At 67.9% G+C, this 13,637-nt stretch carries 17 protein-coding genes and 2 tRNA genes; 10 read left to right on the top strand and 9 right to left on the bottom strand.

Going from position 1 to position 13,637, the window contains the following annotated elements:
• Window positions 1-466 precede the first annotated feature (466 nt).
• The gene (locus tag RSP45_RS06480) at window positions 467-1,813 is read right to left on the bottom strand and encodes a glycosyltransferase family 4 protein (RefSeq protein ID WP_415393685.1); all 1,347 of its coding nucleotides are present in this window, start codon (window positions 1,811-1,813) and stop codon (window positions 467-469) included.
• Window positions 1,814-2,149: 336 nt separating this feature from the next.
• Between RSP45_RS06480 and RSP45_RS06475 the strand changes: the two genes are divergently transcribed.
• Window positions 2,150-2,887, top strand: a complete 738-nt coding sequence (locus RSP45_RS06475; protein WP_415393684.1) for a class I SAM-dependent methyltransferase — start codon at window positions 2,150-2,152, stop codon at window positions 2,885-2,887.
• Window positions 2,888-2,991: 104 nt separating this feature from the next.
• Entirely contained in the window at window positions 2,992-3,879 is an 888-nt protein-coding gene (locus RSP45_RS06470; RefSeq protein WP_415393683.1) for a hypothetical protein, read from the top strand.
• Window positions 3,880-4,135: 256 nt separating this feature from the next.
• Here RSP45_RS06470 and RSP45_RS06465 read toward each other — a convergent pair.
• Both RSP45_RS06465 and RSP45_RS06460 read right to left on the bottom strand, forming a co-directional pair.
• Window positions 4,136-4,209 (bottom strand) — tRNA-Gly (locus tag RSP45_RS06465).
• Window positions 4,210-4,339: 130 nt separating this feature from the next.
• Window positions 4,340-4,762 (bottom strand): DUF1489 family protein, encoded by a 423-nt coding sequence (locus tag RSP45_RS06460; RefSeq protein ID WP_415393682.1) that lies wholly within the window; start codon window positions 4,760-4,762, stop codon window positions 4,340-4,342.
• Window positions 4,763-4,919: 157 nt separating this feature from the next.
• Between RSP45_RS06460 and RSP45_RS06455 the strand changes: the two genes are divergently transcribed.
• The 5 genes from RSP45_RS06455 (at window position 4,920) to RSP45_RS06435 (ending at window position 8,693) form a co-directional block, all read left to right on the top strand.
• Window positions 4,920-6,125, top strand: a complete 1,206-nt coding sequence (locus RSP45_RS06455) for a multidrug effflux MFS transporter (RefSeq protein WP_415393681.1) — start codon at window positions 4,920-4,922, stop codon at window positions 6,123-6,125.
• 147 nt (window positions 6,126-6,272) lie between these two features.
• Window positions 6,273-6,890, top strand: a complete 618-nt coding sequence (rpsD, locus tag RSP45_RS06450; protein ID WP_073060516.1) for a 30S ribosomal protein S4 — start codon at window positions 6,273-6,275, stop codon at window positions 6,888-6,890.
• 156 nt (window positions 6,891-7,046) lie between these two features.
• Window positions 7,047-7,814 (top strand): segregation and condensation protein A, encoded by a 768-nt coding sequence (locus RSP45_RS06445; RefSeq protein WP_415393680.1) that lies wholly within the window; start codon window positions 7,047-7,049, stop codon window positions 7,812-7,814.
• Window positions 7,811-8,434, top strand: coding sequence for an SMC-Scp complex subunit ScpB (gene scpB, locus RSP45_RS06440; RefSeq protein ID WP_415393679.1), 624 nt, complete (start codon window positions 7,811-7,813; stop codon window positions 8,432-8,434). Before RSP45_RS06445 ends, scpB begins: the two co-directional genes overlap by 4 nt.
• 70 nt (window positions 8,435-8,504) lie before the next feature.
• Entirely contained in the window at window positions 8,505-8,693 is a 189-nt protein-coding gene (locus RSP45_RS06435; RefSeq protein ID WP_415393678.1) for a hypothetical protein, read from the top strand.
• A 3-nt stretch (window positions 8,694-8,696) separates the two neighbouring features.
• Here the strand turns inward: RSP45_RS06435 and RSP45_RS06430 are convergent, their stop codons facing one another.
• The 4 genes from RSP45_RS06430 to ihfA all read right to left on the bottom strand — a co-directional run bounded on the left by RSP45_RS06430 (window position 8,697) and on the right by ihfA (window position 11,001).
• Entirely contained in the window at window positions 8,697-9,767 is a 1,071-nt protein-coding gene (locus tag RSP45_RS06430; protein ID WP_415393677.1) for a 2'-deoxycytidine 5'-triphosphate deaminase, read from the bottom strand.
• Window positions 9,768-9,832: 65 nt separating this feature from the next.
• A tRNA-Pro gene (locus RSP45_RS06425) sits at window positions 9,833-9,910 on the bottom strand.
• A gap of 112 nt (window positions 9,911-10,022) precedes the next feature.
• Entirely contained in the window at window positions 10,023-10,664 is a 642-nt protein-coding gene (locus tag RSP45_RS06420) for a MerR family transcriptional regulator (protein ID WP_415393676.1), read from the bottom strand.
• A 37-nt stretch (window positions 10,665-10,701) separates the two neighbouring features.
• The gene (ihfA, locus tag RSP45_RS06415; RefSeq protein ID WP_073060500.1) at window positions 10,702-11,001 is read right to left on the bottom strand and encodes an integration host factor subunit alpha; all 300 of its coding nucleotides are present in this window, start codon (window positions 10,999-11,001) and stop codon (window positions 10,702-10,704) included.
• 226 nt (window positions 11,002-11,227) lie between these two features.
• On the opposite strand from ihfA, the gene RSP45_RS06410 reads away from it, so the two are divergent.
• On the top strand, window positions 11,228-11,497 hold the full coding sequence (locus tag RSP45_RS06410) for a DksA/TraR family C4-type zinc finger protein (RefSeq protein ID WP_073060496.1): 270 nt from the start codon (window positions 11,228-11,230) through the stop codon (window positions 11,495-11,497).
• 3 nt (window positions 11,498-11,500) lie between these two features.
• On the opposite strand, the gene RSP45_RS06405 is transcribed toward RSP45_RS06410, so the two are convergent.
• Window positions 11,501-12,223 (bottom strand): response regulator, encoded by a 723-nt coding sequence (locus tag RSP45_RS06405; protein WP_415393675.1) that lies wholly within the window; start codon window positions 12,221-12,223, stop codon window positions 11,501-11,503.
• Window positions 12,224-12,359: 136 nt separating this feature from the next.
• Here RSP45_RS06405 and mce point away from each other — a divergent pair, with 136 nt between their 5' ends.
• On the top strand, window positions 12,360-12,764 hold the full coding sequence (mce, locus tag RSP45_RS06400) for a methylmalonyl-CoA epimerase (RefSeq protein ID WP_415393674.1): 405 nt from the start codon (window positions 12,360-12,362) through the stop codon (window positions 12,762-12,764).
• Complete coding sequence (locus RSP45_RS06395) at window positions 12,764-13,033, top strand: DUF1467 family protein (protein WP_324327079.1); 270 nt, start codon at window positions 12,764-12,766, stop codon at window positions 13,031-13,033. The genes mce and RSP45_RS06395 overlap by 1 nt, the downstream gene beginning before the upstream one ends.
• 36 nt (window positions 13,034-13,069) lie before the next feature.
• Here the strand turns inward: RSP45_RS06395 and RSP45_RS06390 are convergent, their stop codons facing one another.
• Window positions 13,070-13,633 (bottom strand): nitroreductase family protein, encoded by a 564-nt coding sequence (locus RSP45_RS06390; RefSeq protein ID WP_415393673.1) that lies wholly within the window; start codon window positions 13,631-13,633, stop codon window positions 13,070-13,072.
• Window positions 13,634-13,637 lie beyond the last annotated feature (4 nt).

Below are 13,637 nucleotides of genomic sequence, written 5' to 3'. Positions count from 1 at the left end.
GTTGCGGGGGAGATGATGAGGATGCGCCGATGCTTGGGGAAAGTGTTAACACCGCACCGGCAAATGAAGGATTGAAGCGGGTGGAGGGAAACGAGCTGTCGTAAGCTTGGGAAGCTTCTGCTCTGTCATTGAGTTACACCCGCACCCCGGAATGTCCGAGACTCACCGCTGGACTGTGGCCTCGTCTATAGACGCGAGCAATGTTCCGTCTTTTTCCTTTTGTCCACAATTGCGAGATCAAACTTTCCTGCCGTGGGCTGCGGTTTGGCGTCCTCTATTTTTCCGGCAAGGGAATGGAGGCATTGTCGGGTAATGCAACATGAAATTCGGCAAGGCTCGATATTTCCCGGTGGCGCGGCATTCTGCTGTTGAATAATACTGATAAGCCGTTCAGGAGCCGGGCGATGCAATTTGAAACAGGATCAATCCCGCAAAGGAATCTTCACCCCGTGCAACCCTGCATCGGTCAAGGCTCCCCGAGCTGAACAGCCCCTCGATCCGTCCCGGCCATCGGATCGGGCCGCACCGCTCGCAGGCCCAGCACCCAGTCATAGACCTCGCGCACCTGCGTGGCCTTGCGCGTCCATGTGAACAGCCCTTCGACCCGCGCCCGTGCCGCCGCTGCCTTCTGCGCCACTTCGGCCGGGTGCTCCGCGCAACGCAGTAAGGCCGCGCGCAGCCCGGCCACCACCTCGGCGCGGTCGCCGATAGGCACCGCATAGCCGGTGTCCGGCGTCACCAGCTCGGCCGGGCCCGCATAGTCGATCACCACCGGGCAAAGACCCAGCGCCATCGCCTCGAGCACCACGCCGCCGCCGAATTCGCGGATGGAGGGAAAGGCCAGCACCGTGCATTCCGCGGCGATATCCTGCACCTCCTCGTGTTTTTTCCAGCCGTGAAAGCGCACCGTGTCGCCGAGGTGCCGGGCCTGCTCTTTCAGCGCGGGCAGCACCGGACCGTCGCCGATGATGTCCAGCTCCATCCGCCCCGATTCCAGCAGCGGCTCTGCCGCCGCAATCAGCATGTCGACCCCCTTCAACGGCACCAGCCGGCCGATGAAACAGGCCCGCAGCGGCCCGCCGGCCAGCGCAGGCCCGTGATCGGCGCTGCGCCAGAACCGGGCAGGGTCGACGGCATTCTCGGGCAGATAGATCACCCGGTCCCGATGCCGGGCAGGGATGTCGCGGATCATCTGCCGTGATCCGGCCAGAATGGCGTCCGCCCGCAGCGTGTTGCGCCGCCCGGGCAGCAGGCGCGACAGCCCGCGCAGCCGTGACAGCCATTCGTTTTCCTGCTTCATCTCGGCCTCGAAACCCTTGGGCCAGGGCACCCCGCCGTTGAGCGGCCCCAGCAGGAACGGCACCCCGGCACGGCGGCATTTCGCGGCAATCGGACTTTGCTGCACCGGCGACAGCGGCGTGATCCGATGCACCAGGTCGAATTGCCCGGCCCGGATCTGCGCCCCGAACCGCCGCCACACCAGATGTTCGAAATAGGGATAGCTGATCGTGTTCACCGCCTGCTGGATCGTCCAGCCGCGCCCCTCGCCACCCGACAGCAGACTGCCCAGCTTCCACAGGGGCCGGGCCAAGGCCTCGCTGTCGATGGCGGTGAAATCGCGACCCTCGACCAGCCCGGCGCGCAGGATCGCCTCTCGGTTGCGGATCTGGGTGACCAGATGCACATCGGCCACGTCGCGCAGCGCCTGCGCGAGGGACCAGCCGACCAACGGAACCGACACCCATTCGGGATTGGCTGCCTCGGCGATCAGCAGGACCCTTGGCCGCGTCGTCCCTGTGGTTTCCTGCGTCATGTCCCTGTCCCCGCCCGTCCCATCGCATGTGGCAGCCGACCTGCACCTGCCGATCGGCTTCGATTGCGTTGAAACAATCTTAGACCATGGCGGCGGCTTGCCACCATGGGCAGCATGATCCGACCTGATCGTTGATGATCGCGGGCGGGCGGAATTGATGTCAATCCCAATCCCCCGCGAACTTGAGAAAACGCCTCATGGTTGCATGATCGGTTGACAACAAGTTGGACCGAGACCGATTTCGCCGGTGACCCGATCCGAAGCTTGTCTTCAAGGCCGGCTTCAAATAGCATGGCGCAAGGGGAAATTATAGCCGGGAGCAATCGGAATTAGCTGATGATCTGCAATAGGGCTGATTTTGTAAAGTATTATAATGATTTGATCCGTGGCAGGGAGTTTGTCGAATACGAGTCCTATTATGAAAACTCGGTGACCCGCTTCTGGAAAGCATTCGACCATATCCAGCGGCTAGATCTGCCGCCTTCGGCCAGGGTTCTTGATATCGGCGGCGGTATCATGGGGGTCTTGCTGGCGCGGATCCATGGCATGCAGGTCACCGTCGGCGACGTCAATCGCCGTGCGGCCGAGGATATAAATGGCTTCGGTATCCCCTTTGTCGAGCTGAACCTGATGTCGGATACGCAGCTTCCGCAAGAGCAGTTCGATCTGATCATCCTGCAAGAGGTCATCGGCCATATCCCGCAACCGCCCTATATCGTTTTCGGGCGGATTCAGGGTTTCCTGAAAAGCGGCGGTATCCTGTTCCTGACGACGCCGAATGGATCGCGTTTCCGCAATGTGCTGTATCTTCTGGCCGGAAAGCAGGTCCTGGATCATTTCCGCTACCCCGAGGGGACCGAATCTCTGGGGGCGCAGCATGAATATACGCTCAGCCAGATGACATGGCAGTTGGAGCGGGCAGGGATGCAGATCCTGTTCGCCAAGCAGTATACCTGCGGCTGGGCGGGGGCGACGCTGTGGGCGCGGTTGGCGCACAGGCTGGTTGCACCGGCCGCCCTGATCCCGCATCTGCGCAACGGCCTGATGCTGGCGGCGCGGAAACCGGCGGACTGAGACCGCCGGGGCGGAAACGCGGGTTTCGTGAAAAAACTGATGCCTGTATGGCTTCTGTCCGTTATAATTCTTTCGATCCGGTTCATCCTTCAGGAAAGGCCTTCATGACCGCCCTGACCTCCACGGATACACCGCCCTCTCCGCCTTCCGGGTGCTTCGTCGTAATGGCGCATCCCGATGACGAGGTGCTCTGGGCCAGTTCCATCCTGAAAACCGCGGGCAGGGTGATCCTGTGTTACGGCGATTTTCCGGGCCAGCCGGTCTTTTCGGAGGGGCGCCGGCGGGCCGTTCGCGCCCTGCCGCTGAGCAATGTGGAAAGCCTGAATATTGTCGAGGCATCGGTATTCAATCACGCCACCTGGCCCATTCCCGAAGAAACGGCCGAGGGGCTGGCGCTTCGCCGGATGCCGTTCAACCTGCATGGCGCCACCGCGGCCGCCTATCGGGCCAATTTCGAAATGCTCTGCACCGCGCTGGAAGATCGCCTGAAAGGGGCGGCGGATGTGGTGACCCACAATCCGTGGGGCGAGTATGGGCATGAGGATCACGTGCAGGTGTTCCGCGCCGTCGAGGCGGTGCAGAAAAAACTGGGCTTTCGGATCTGGGTCACCTGCTATGTCAGCGACAAGGCGGTGATTCTGATGCAGCGCCATCTGTATCGGCTGGGTCCGCCTTCACCGCCGCTGGGGACGGACAAGGCGCTGGGGGATGAAATGCGCCGGATCTACATGGAAAACAGCTGCTGGACCTGGCCCGATGAATATGTCTGGCCGGATCGCGAATGGTTCTATCCGCTGCTGCCGAATGCCGGGGAGGCTCCGCCGGTATCACCGTGCCAGGTGCAGCCGGTTCATCTGAACATGATCCGTTTCGACTGGGTGCCCATGCGCAGCAAGGATTTCGTGAAAAACGGCCTGCGTCATGTGAAATACCGGCTGGTGCGGCGTTTCCCGAGTTTCGGGCGGTTTCTGGAGGGAATCAGGAATCGGTAACCGATGAAGGGGCCGGAATGCGTTATCAATCGCGGGCCAAGAACATTATCGGCTCTGCGGGCACCGCGCGGCACTGGCGATCTGGCCACGCACCCTGGACTGCGCCGGTCACCACCCTCCGCATTCCCTCCGTTCCCGCGAATGGGATCGGTCGCAACGGCTTGCTGACCATAGCAACCGCCTCTCGGCCAACAAACATTCCTGGGGTGGAGGCCCGTTCCGGGCCGGGCAGCGCGCCGGTGCGAACACTGATTTCTGGAGCGGGTGAAGGGAATCGAACCCTCGTCGTAAGCTTGGGAAGCTTCTGCTCTACCATTGAGCTACACCCGCGGCCCGCCTGCGATATACAAAGCTGCCGGCCCGGTCAAGCGGGCAGTCGCCGGAATGCTGCCGCGCCCCGGCTTCTTCCCTTGTAAAAATATCCCCGCCGGAGGCTCCGCCGCGTCAGCGCCGGATGGCGTCAAAGCAGCCCCATCTCGGCCAGTTCGCGGACCAGCTCTGGCGGCAGCGGGTCCTCGCTGGCGCGGCCGGGGGGCAGGTCGGGGGGCGCGTCGGCGCCGGGCAGATAGCGCCAGCCCTGGAAGGGGCGGCGGGGCACGGCGGCCACCCGCACCAGCTGCGGGTCGAGCACCAGCGCGCAACGGGTGATTCCATCGGCACCGACCCGGTCGTTGAGCCCCAGCAGCCGCTGCCGTGCCAGCATCACCCCCCGGAACACCCAGTAGATCGAGCCGCCGGCCAGCAGCTCTTCGGCGCGTTTCGGGCGCATCCTGGTGACGTGGATCGCGGGGCCGGCGCCGAAACGCTCGTGCTGCCATTCCTCGAGATCCTCGGGACGGTCGGCGCCGACGCAGAGTTTCATCATGTGCAGGGGCTCGCTCATGCCGCCGATATAAACCCCGGCGGCGCAGGTGAACAGGGCGGGTGAACAGAGGGGTGACAACCGCCGCCCCCGGGCACGGCATGGTGAAAACCGATCCTCGCGCCGGGGTTGCGACCCCCGGTCGCAGAGCGTAGGGGATCATGGAAAGGACGCTCTCATGACTTCGCAAAACTCTGACACCGCTCGGGCGCGGCAGGGTGAACTGATTGCCATGCTGGCATTCCTGTTCGCCACGGTGGCATTTTCCATGGATGCGATGCTGCCGGCGCTGCCCCAGATCGCCGCCGAGCTGACGCCGACCGACGTCAACCGCGCGCAGCTGGTGCTGACCAGCTTCATGGCCGGCATGGGCATCGGCACGCTGTTCGCCGGGCCGATCTCGGACGCGCTGGGGCGCAAGCGGGCGATGGCGATCGGGATTACCATCTACCTGGTATTCTCGATCGTGGCGATGTTCGCGGGGACGCTGGACGCGCTGCTGCTGGCGCGATTCGCGCAAGGGCTGGGGGCGGCCTCGCCGCGGATCGTCGGCACCGCGCTGGTGCGCGACCTTTACGCCGGGCGCGAGATGGCGCGGATCACCAGCTTCATCATGATGGTGTTCATGATCGTGCCGGCGATGGCGCCGCTGATCGGGCAGGGGTTCATCCATGTGCTGGGCTGGCGCGGGGTATTCATCGGCTTCTTCCTGTTCGGCTCGCTGGGCTGGCTGTGGCTGGGGCTGCGGCAGGAGGAAACGCTGGCCCCGCAGGACCGCCGCCCGCTGCGGCTGCGCAGCTTGTGGGAGGGCACGCGGGAGGTGCTGTCCGACCGGCAGGTGGTGCTGAGCACGATCACCATGACGCTGGGCTTCGCGCAGATGTTCGCGCTGCTGTCCTCGGCCCAGCAGCTGTTCGGCGAGACCTACGGCCAGGGCGAGCGCTTCCCGCTGTGGTTTGCCGTCATGGCGCTGCTGGCGGCGACCGGCACGCTGATCAATTCGCGGCTGGTGATGCGGGTGGGGATGCGGCGGATCGCCCGCACCGCCTATCTGCTGCAGATCTTCGCCTCGGCGGCGTTCCTGCTGGCGCTATCGGGCGGGCTGCCGCCGCTGCTGCGCTTTCCGGTGTTCTTCCTGTGGTCGGTGGGCATCTTCACCATGGCCGGGCTGACCTTCGGCAACCTCAACGCGCTGGCGATGCAGCGCATGGGGCATATCGCGGGGCTGACCGCCTCGGTCGTGGCGGCGCTGTCGACGCTGGGGGCGGTGCTGATCGCGGCGCCGGTGGGGCTGGCCTATGACGGCACCGCCATGCCGGTGGCGGTGGCGGCGCTGGTCTGTTCGGCGCTGGCCTGGGCGATCATGGGGCTGATGCGGGGCTGACGGCCCATGGGGGGCGGTTGACTCTGCCCCCCGCGCGGCTATAAGCGCCGCTTCCATTGGTGTTGGTGGACCCTGCAAGGGGAAGCCTGTCGCCCCTGTGAAGGGGAGAGGACAACGCCCTTCTGCAACGAACGAAGGAGATCAGCGATGACCAAACGCACCGCTGCCAAGTACAAGATCGACCGCCGCATGGGCGAAAACATCTGGGGCCGTGCCAAGTCCCCGGTGAACAAGCGCGAATACGGCCCCGGCCAGCACGGCCAGCGCCGCAAGAACAAGCTGTCGGACTTCGGCACCCAGCTGCGCGCCAAGCAGAAGCTCAAGGGCTACTACGGCGACCTGACCGAAAAGCAGTTCCGCCGCATCTACGCCGAGGCGGTGCGCCTGCGCGGCGACACCGGCGAGATGCTGATCGGCCTGCTCGAGCGGCGCCTGGACGCGGTGGTCTATCGCGCCAAGTTCGTGCCGACCATCTTCGCCTCGCGCCAGTTCATCAACCACGGCCATGTCACCGTGAACGGCAAGCGGGTGAACATCGCCTCCTATCGCGTCAAGGAAGGCGACGTGATCGCGGTGCGCGACCGTTCGCGCCAGCTGGCCATCGTGCTGGAAGCCGTGGGCCTGGCCGAGCGTGACGTGCCCGATTACCTGGACGTCGACCACAACAAGATGACCGCCACCTTCGTGCGCACCCCGGCGCTGGGCGACGTGCCCTATCCGGTGGTGATGGAGCCGAACCTGGTGGTCGAATTCTACTCGCGCTGATCTCTTGCGCGATCGGGTTTCAGGGGCCGTCCTTCGGGGCGGCCCTTTTCCATTGTGGCGGCGCCGGACCGGGGCTCTGCCCCGGGCCCCGGGATATTTGACGACAGAAGACATACGCTGGTTGACAGCGCGGGCCCCGGTTTCCATGGGTGGGGGATGAACCCGACGCCGGCCAATACCGACAGCATCCCGCGCCCCGACGAGGCGCTGATCGTCGATGTGTCCGGCTATGACGGGCCGCTGGACCTGCTGCTGACGCTGGCGCGCACGCAAAAGGTCGATCTGATGCAGATCAGCGTGCTGGCGCTGGCCGAGCAGTATCTGGGCTTCATCGAACGCGCGCGCAGCCTGCGCATCGAGCTGGCGGCGGATTATCTGGTGATGGCGGCGTGGCTGGCCTATCTCAAGTCGCGGCTGCTGTTGCCGCCGGACCCGCAGGCCGAGGGCCCCTCGGCCGAGGATCTGGCCGCGCATCTGGCCTTTCAGCTGGAACGCCTGCAGGCGATGCGCGAGGCGGCGGCGCGGCTGATGGGACGGCCGCTGCTGGGGCAGGACCGTTTCGCCCGCGGCGCCCCCGAGACGGTGGCGAAGCTGCGCGCCACACGCTGGCAGGCCGGGCTGATCGAGCTGATGCAGGCCTATGCGCGGCTGCGCACCCGCGACGAGTTCCGCCCCTATGCCTTTGACCGCCGCGATATCTGGTCGCTCGAGGATGCGCTGGACCGGATGCGCCGGATGATCGGCCACAGCGGCGACTGGACCGACCTGATGCGTTTCCTGCCCGAGGGCTGGACCGGGACTCCGGCGCGGCGGCGCTCGGCCACGGCGGCAACATTCGCGGCCTCGCTGGAGCTGGCGCGGCAGGGGCGGGTCGAGCTGCGGCAGCAGGCGGTGTTCGCCCCGATTGCGGTGCGGCCGCGATGAGCACGCCCCCGCCCGAGGACCAGCAGGAGCGGATGGTCGAGGCGCTGCTGTTCGCCAGCGCCGAGCCGCTGGCTGTGCGCGACCTGGCCCGGCGGCTGCCCGCGGGCTGCGATGCGGCCGAGGCGCTGCGCCGCCTGCGCGCGCGCTATGCCGGCCGCGGGGTCGAGCTGGTCCGCGTCGGCGACGCCTGGGCATTCCGCACCGCCGCCGACCTGGGCTTCCTGATGCAGGAGCAGGTGGTCGAGACCCGTCGCCTGTCGCGCGCGGCGACCGAGACCCTGGCCATCGTCGCCTATCACCAGCCCGTCACCCGCGCCGAGATCGAGGAGATCCGCGGCGTCTCGGTCAGCCGCGGCACGCTGGACCAGCTGATCGAGATGGGCTGGGTGCGGCTGGGCCGTCGCCGCCAGACCCCGGGCCGGCCGGTGACCTTCGTGGTGACCGAGGCGTTCCTCGACCATTTCGGCCTGGCCAGCGTCGGCGATCTGCCGGGTCTGGCGGAACTGCGCGCGGCGGGTCTGCTCGACTCCCGCGCCGGCGCGATGCCGGGGCTTGCGCCGGATCGGGAGGACGCCGATAGTCATGCGGACGGGCCGGGCGACGATCTTTTCGGAGATTGACGCCTGGAATCACAAGGGCTTGCGTCGAATCGGGCGCTTGAGGGGTTGCACCATGAATGCCAATGGCCTGATGTCCATGCTGATCCGCCGCCTGATGAGCTGGGGCATGGACAAGGGGATCGACCTCTACGCCCGGCGCAGCGGCGGGACCGACCCCGACGGCAAGCCCACGCCCGCCGCCCAGAAACAGGCGCGAGGCGCGCGCGAGGCCGCCAAGCGCGCCCGGCAGGCGGCGCGGATCACCCGCAGGCTGCGCTAGCCCTCAGCCGCGGAACTGCTTGGCAAGCTTCAGCCCCTGGCCCTGGTAGTTCGAGGCGATGCCCGCGCCGTAAAGCCGGTCGGGAGGCGCGGCCATCCGCTCATAGACCAGCCGGCCGACGACCTGGCCGTGTTCCAGCGCGAACGGCGCCTCGTGGCAGCGCACCTCGAGCACGCCGCGCGCGCCTGCGCCGCCGGTGCCGTACCCGAAACCGGGGTCGAAGAAACCGGCGTAATGGACCCGGAACTCGCCCACCATCGCCAGATAGGGCGACATTTCCGCGGCATGGTCCGGCGGAATCGTCACCGATTCGCGGCTGACGAGGATGTAGAAGGCGCCGGGATCGAGGATTAGCCGGCCTTCGTCCGTGCGCAGCTCGTCCCAGAAATCCCGCGCCAGATAGCCGCCGATGCGGTCGAGGTCGATCACCCCGCTGTGCGGCCGCGCCCGATAGCCGACCAGATCGCCCGAGGCCGGACGCAGATCGACCGAGAAGCCCAGCCCGCCGTCGATCAGCGGTTCGCCATCGACCAGCGGCTGTGCACCATGCAGCGCCGCCAGCGCCGGGTCGTCCAGCATCGCCTGCCCGCGCCGCAGCCGCAGCTGGTTCAGCCGCATCCCCGGCCGCACCAGCACCGAAAAGCTGCGCGGGCAGATCTCGGCGTAAAGCGGGCCGTCATAGCCGGGGGGCAGGCGATCGAACTCGGTGCCGTCGTCGGTCACCAGCCTTGTCAGCAGGTCCAGCCGCCCGGTCGAGGATTTGGCGTTCGCCACCGCCTCCACCCCCTGCGGTAGCGCCAGCCGTTCCTGCAGCGGCACCAGATAGACGCAGCCCTTTTCCAGCACCGCGCCGCCGGACAGGTCCATGCGGTGCATCTCGAAATCCGCCAGCCGCTCGGCCACGCTGCGCCCGCGCCCGGCCAGGAACGAGGCCCGCAGCCGCCAGGCGGTCGCGCCCAGGCGCAGGTCGAGGCTGGCAGGCTGGATCTGGTCCGGGGTAATCGGTGCGGCGGCGGTGATCGCGCCCTCGGCGATCAGGCGGCGCAGGGCGCTGTCGGGAAGGACACCGTTCACATCAACCCCCCAATCAAGCCCCGTTCATAAGCGAACGCCCACCCCGAGGGGTGGGCGTTTCGTGATGGTCGGGCCGGCGAGATTCGAACTCGCGGCCTTCCGCCCCCCAGACGGACGCGCTAACCAGACTGCGCCACGGCCCGACGCCGGCCATATAGAGCGAAGCGCGGCGGCTGCACAAGGGGGCGGGGCCTCGAAAACGGCTTTCCTGCCGAGGTTTTCGCCGGGGCCGGAAAAACCTGCATCAAGGCTGGGTTACAGGCTGCCACCCCGGGCGCGGTGCAGGGCCCGGCCGAGGTCCTGGCGCAGCCGCGCCAGCTCGGGCGGCGGCGGGTCGGCATGACGGCGCAGTGCCCCTGCCGTCGCGGTCAGCCGCGCGAGCCAGGCGCCGCGGTCCTGCAAGAACTGCGGGGCGGCGGCTGGGTTCTGTGGGGCGGCTGGTCTGGCGGCGGCGGCCGGGTCCAGCTCGGGAAACAGCGGCAGGGAAGGGCCGGCGCGTTCGGCAGGCGCGCCCTCCACGCTGCGGGTGGTCTTGCGGGCGGGCTTGCCGGGGGATGCGGGTTTCCGGACGCGGGGCTCGGCCGCGGGTGTCGCGGTGTCCGGGCCGGCGGGGTCCGCCATGGCCAGCCGCTCGCGCCCGCGGGCACGCAGCTCCTCGCCCCGGTCCAGCGCGATCAGCCGGCGGGCGCCGCGGATGGTTAGCCCCTCTTCGCGCATGACCACGCACAGCCCGGCGGCCAGCTGCACATCCTCGGGGCGGTAATAGCGCCGGCCGTCGGGGCGCCGCACCGGGGCCAGGGCCGGAAACTGGGTTTCCCAGTAGCGCAGGACATGGGTCGCGACCCCGATCATCTGCGCGACCTCGCCGATACTGCGAAAGGCTTGCGGCGATTTCATGTCCTGGTTCCCGCTGTGGCGGTGCCTGCCGGTGGCGCTAGCGGTTGCCGGCGGCGATCCGTTCTTTCATCAGATGCGACGGGCGAAAAGACAGCACGCGCCGCGGGGTGATCGGGACTTCCTCGCCGGTCTTGGGGTTGCGGCCGATGCGCTCGTTCTTGTCGCGCACCGAGAACGTGCCGAAGGACGAGATCTTCACCTGCTCGCCGCGCACCAGCGCATCCGAGATATGCCCCAGCACGCTTTCCACCAGCTGGGCGCTTTCGTGCCGGGACAATCCGACCTCGCGGAAGACCGCCTCGGCCAGATCCATTCGGGTCAGTGTCTTGTCGCTCATTCGCCGGCCTTTCGTTTCTGACAGACTGTTGATCCTTAAGTGCAAAGTCAACCTGCGGCCATGGGGATCGTTCCGCGCCACCGGCAGTTTCATGTCCCGGCCCGGCTGCCGGCCCCTGAGGCGGCCCGTTCCGGCCCTTGCCCTGCACTGCGGAACGTCCCATTTTCATGGTCTGGACGCAGGATTTCCACCCGCAGCATCGCGGGCTGGCATCAGGGAGGTTGCGATGGCCGGGGGATGGGCCACCGATGGCGCGGTGAACGAGCAGATCGAGGTCAGCACCGAGGAGGCGCTGGCGCGGATGCGGCTGCGCAACCGCCGCGGCGGCGAGAGCCTGGCCGAATGCGCGGATTGCGGCGACCCGATCCCCGAGGCACGGCGCCGCGCCGTGCCGGGCGTCACCCTGTGCGTCGCCTGCCAGAGCGAGGCCGACCGCCGCTTTGTCCCCGGCGCGGGGATCAACCGCCGCGGCTCCAAGGACAGCCAGCTGCGCTGACGCTCAGCCCTGCGCGGCGGCCAGCCGGTCCTGTACCAGCCCGCTGATCCGCGCGAGATCGGCGGCCAGGGCGCGGCCGGCGGAATGGTCGCGGGCCAGCGCGGCGGCGGCCTGTTCCAGCGGCTCGTCCCGGGCCGAGCGGGCGACCCCGGCAAGGAAGCGCGCGATATAGTCGATGGCCCCGGTATCGGAGGAACTCGCCAGCACTTCGGCCACATGCGCAAGATCGTCGTGCAGCGCGCCGGCATCGGGCTGCACGGTGTCGCGGGGAACCACCCGCAGCCCGGGCGGCCGCGCCTCGGGCGGCAGGTTCGACAGGATCAGATGCTGGAACAGCGCCAGGCTTTCCACCGGCTTGGCCAGGAACCCGTCCGCGCCCGCCGCTATCGCCGCGGCCTCGGTCTCGGGGTCGCCGGACATCCCCAGCACCACCGGCACCACCCCCGCCAGCTGCGCGATCAGCTGCGCGCCGCTGCCGTCGGGCAGCGCCATGTCGACGATGGCCACCCCGGGGCGATAGGTCTGCAGATGCCGGGCCGCGGTGCGCAGGCAGTCGGCGCGGCGGATGCGCGCGCCCGAGCGCAGGCAAAGCAGGCGCACCGCTTCGGACGCGAGACGCGAATCCTCGACCACCAGCACGGTCAGCCCGGCCAGCGGCCGCCCCGGCGGCGCCACCGGCCACAGCGGCATCGGGGCGTCATGGGCGCAGATCTGGTTGGAGTTCATGGCAGCATCCCCTCGAATCATCCACAGGCCCAGATTAGCCGCCATTATCCTAACGCCCGGTTAAGCGCGGTTCCCCCGCGGGACTTTTCCTTGCCCCGCGTCCGGCCTATTGAGGGCCAAAGCTGAGGAGCCTCGCATGATCGGACGCCTGAACCACGTCGCCATCGCCGTGCCGGACCTGGCCGCGGCGGCCGACCAATACCGCAACACGCTGGGCGCCACCGTGCGCGCGCCGCAGGACGAACCCGACCACGGCGTGACGGTCGTGTTCATCGAGCTGCCGAACACCAAGATCGAGCTGCTGTATCCGCTGGGCGAGAACAGCCCGATCAAGGGGTTCCTGGACAAGAACCCCTCGGGCGGTATTCACCACATCTGCTATGAGGTCGAGGATATCCTTGCCGCCCGCGACACGCTGAAGGCGCAGGGCGCCCGCGTGCTCGGCGACGGAGAGCCGAAGATCGGCGCCCACGGCAAGCCGGTGCTGTTCCTGCATCCCAAGGATTTCAACGGCTGCCTGATCGAGCTGGAGCAGGTCTGATGACCATCACCGGCGGGCTGGTCATGTTCGCAAGCATCTGGTTTCTCGTCATGTTCCTGCTGCTGCCCTGGGGACACCAAAGCCAGGAGGAATCCGGCCATGTGGTTCCGGGCACGCCCGCAGGCGCGCCGGTCAAGCCGGGGCTGGGCAAGAAGGCGCTGTGGGCGACGCTGATCGCGGCGCTGCTGGTGGGGGCGATCTGGGCGTTCCTGGCCTCGGGGATCGTCACCCGCGCCGACATGATGGAGTTCAACCGCCTGACGCCCTGAGACGCGGCCCCGCCGAAGGGGCCGCGACATGCGGCGTTACAGGAATACCGTCCGCGCCGCCACGTCGGGGCGGGGGCGGTCGGGAACCTCGTCCGGGCCGGTGCCGATGTGGATCAGCCCGACCACACGCTCGCCCTCGGCCACGCCCAGATGCGTGCGGGCGAAATCGTCGCCGGCCGCGGGGCCGGTCAGCCAGGCCGCGCCCCAGCCCGCCGCCAGCGCCGCGTTCAGCAGCGACAGGCACACCGCGCCGGCCGACATCTGCTGTTCCCACAGCGGGATTTTCGCGCTGTCCACCGGCGAGGACACCACCGCCACGATCAGCGGCGAATCAAAGCCGCTGCGGGCTTTTTCAGCGGCGGCCTCATCGCCGCCCTTGGCGCGCACATGCTCGGCCAGCAGCGGCGCCAGCCGGTCCAGCGTCGCCCGCTCCAGCACCACGAAGCGCCAGGGTTCCAGCTTGCCGTGGTCGGGTACCCGCGTGGCGATGGTCAGCAGCCGCGCCAGCGCCTCGCGGTCGGGGGCGGGGGCGGAGAGCAGCTTGGGCGGGCGCGAGCGGCGGCGGGCCAGGAAATCGAGCGCCTCGGGGGTGGCGGGCATGGCA

The sequence above is a fragment of the Paracoccus sp. SJTW-4 genome, assembly GCF_047716885.1.
In the GTDB taxonomy this organism is placed as follows: Bacteria; Pseudomonadota; Alphaproteobacteria; order Rhodobacterales; family Rhodobacteraceae; genus Paracoccus; species Paracoccus solventivorans.
The sequence above is the reverse complement of the archived record's forward strand: the minus strand, read 5'-3'. Positions and strand labels throughout refer to the sequence as shown.

What these genes read in the sequence shown, in the direction of transcription:
- RSP45_RS06480 (WP_415393685.1), bottom strand. Translation starts at nt 1,813, where the DNA reads ATGACGCAGGAAACCACAGGGACGACGCGGCCAAGGGTCCTGCTGATC.
- RSP45_RS06460 (WP_415393682.1), bottom strand. Translation starts at nt 4,762, where the DNA reads ATGAGCGAGCCCCTGCACATGATGAAACTCTGCGTCGGCGCCGACCGT.
- RSP45_RS06405 (WP_415393675.1), bottom strand. Translation starts at nt 12,223, where the DNA reads ATGAACTCCAACCAGATCTGCGCCCATGACGCCCCGATGCCGCTGTGG.
- RSP45_RS06420 (WP_415393676.1), bottom strand. Translation starts at nt 10,664, where the DNA reads ATGAAATCGCCGCAAGCCTTTCGCAGTATCGGCGAGGTCGCGCAGATG.
- mce (WP_415393674.1), top strand. Translation starts at nt 12,360, where the DNA reads ATGATCGGACGCCTGAACCACGTCGCCATCGCCGTGCCGGACCTGGCC.
- RSP45_RS06435 (WP_415393678.1), top strand. Translation starts at nt 8,505, where the DNA reads ATGTCCATGCTGATCCGCCGCCTGATGAGCTGGGGCATGGACAAGGGG.
- RSP45_RS06390 (WP_415393673.1), bottom strand. Translation starts at nt 13,633, where the DNA reads ATGCCCGCCACCCCCGAGGCGCTCGATTTCCTGGCCCGCCGCCGCTCG.
- RSP45_RS06455 (WP_415393681.1), top strand. Translation starts at nt 4,920, where the DNA reads ATGACTTCGCAAAACTCTGACACCGCTCGGGCGCGGCAGGGTGAACTG.
- scpB (WP_415393679.1), top strand. Translation starts at nt 7,811, where the DNA reads ATGAGCACGCCCCCGCCCGAGGACCAGCAGGAGCGGATGGTCGAGGCG.
- RSP45_RS06470 (WP_415393683.1), top strand. Translation starts at nt 2,992, where the DNA reads ATGACCGCCCTGACCTCCACGGATACACCGCCCTCTCCGCCTTCCGGG.
- RSP45_RS06395 (WP_324327079.1), top strand. Translation starts at nt 12,764, where the DNA reads ATGACCATCACCGGCGGGCTGGTCATGTTCGCAAGCATCTGGTTTCTC.
- ihfA (WP_073060500.1), bottom strand. Translation starts at nt 11,001, where the DNA reads ATGAGCGACAAGACACTGACCCGAATGGATCTGGCCGAGGCGGTCTTC.
- RSP45_RS06475 (WP_415393684.1), top strand. Translation starts at nt 2,150, where the DNA reads ATGATCTGCAATAGGGCTGATTTTGTAAAGTATTATAATGATTTGATC.
- rpsD (WP_073060516.1), top strand. Translation starts at nt 6,273, where the DNA reads ATGACCAAACGCACCGCTGCCAAGTACAAGATCGACCGCCGCATGGGC.
- RSP45_RS06445 (WP_415393680.1), top strand. Translation starts at nt 7,047, where the DNA reads ATGAACCCGACGCCGGCCAATACCGACAGCATCCCGCGCCCCGACGAG.
- RSP45_RS06410 (WP_073060496.1), top strand. Translation starts at nt 11,228, where the DNA reads ATGGCCGGGGGATGGGCCACCGATGGCGCGGTGAACGAGCAGATCGAG.